The sequence below is a fragment of the Pseudomonas sp. 43(2021) genome (assembly GCF_017490805.1).
Lineage (GTDB): Bacteria > Pseudomonadota > Gammaproteobacteria > Pseudomonadales > Pseudomonadaceae > Aquipseudomonas.
The window spans coordinates 1-1,251 of record NZ_JAFGYJ010000080.1 but is presented as its reverse complement, the minus strand read 5'-3'; the positions used below and the strand labels follow the sequence as shown (position 1 = coordinate 1,251).

The 1,251-nt window shown below is 59.0% G+C and carries 2 protein-coding genes; both read left to right on the top strand.

From position 1 onward, the window contains the following. Positions 1–358: DUF1289 domain-containing protein (locus J5M71_RS25955; protein ID WP_207838285.1), on the top strand; the 358-nt coding region annotated here is incomplete at its 5' end. A gap of 484 nt (positions 359–842) precedes the next feature. Then, positions 843–1,214 carry a DUF6124 family protein gene (locus tag J5M71_RS25950; protein ID WP_207838282.1) on the top strand — a complete coding sequence of 124 codons (372 nt, stop codon included), beginning with the start codon at positions 843–845 and terminating at the stop codon, positions 1,212–1,214. The last annotated feature ends 37 nt before the right edge of the window (positions 1,215–1,251 follow it).

Here is a 1,251-nt window from a genome sequence, read left to right as displayed (position 1 = left end):
GTACAACGAGGAGGAAAAGCGTGCGGTCTGGCTGCGTCTGGAGCAATTGCTGTCACAAGTGATGGCAAGCAAGGTCGAGATCTTCGATCCGGCGCGCCTGCGCGAGCAGCTGGAACAGCGCAAGATCCGCTTCGTACCGCATCAGTCGGAATATTGCTGGGCCTATCAGCTGATTGCCCGGGGCGCGCGGGTGATCATTAATCTTGAGGCGTACGGGATGGTGTTGCTGCCGGAGTTCCGCGACTGGAACCTGCCGGAACTGCGCGATGCCATTGATCGGGAATTCTTCCTGCTGTCGGAAGCGCATTATCAGCGCTACATCGCCCCGGGCTTTCTGAAAGACGCCTTCGGCGCCTGAACAGCAAAAGCTCCGCGAGCAGGCTCGCTCCGACAGCGAAGTGCGTTCCAGATGTGGGAGCGTGCCTGCTCGCGAAAGCGCCAGTCGCATCACCACAATCCCACAGGTAGATCCTCAATTCCTGTAGCTCAATAAACACCAATCTTTTCCGGTGTTTAAAGACACCCGGTGTTACGCCGCACCAGCCTACAAATCCTTGCGCCGCTGCCTACCGGTACGCCAGAATCCGCCGGCTTGTGCGCCTGGAGGGCGGTCGGTAACTTGGTTCGCGTCACTGATTTCCAGTGATCGGGTTTAGTAGCCCGGAGTATTTGGGGTGCATCGTTCATCAGACAGTCAGGTCTCGCCTGAGCTTTATGGTGGCTGTGCGCAGGGCGCTCTCGGGCGCGCCGGTTTCCCAGATCCCCGGTCTACTAACCTGCGCACAGCTGCCTCCACTTTCTTTAGTAGGAAAGCGGTGGCCAGCCAAAATGAGGATCTGGATATGTTCAAAGTAACCCCAAACCCGCCACCCACAGACCCGGCATCCCCCTACGAATCCGCCGACTCAAAGAAATTCCACGAAGCCGCCGAGCGCGCCCTCGACCACCATTTCAAACCAGCCGTTGAACCACATCCCAAACGCGAAACCGGCCTCTTCAAACTCTCCCCCGGCACCGACGCCGAAGCCCTCATGGCCAATGCCTCCGAAGACCTCCTGTCCATCAGCGTCATCGCCTGCGACCTCGCCGACGACCTCCACGGCTCCCGCCGCTCAGTGGCGCTGGCCCTGAGCAGAATGGCGGACGGGGTGAGATTGATGGTGGAAGGGACGCTCGACCAGATTGAAGTGCGAAGCGTGGCGGCCAAGCCGTAGTGAGATTGGTGAATGAAAAAAAAGGGGACGTTAAGTC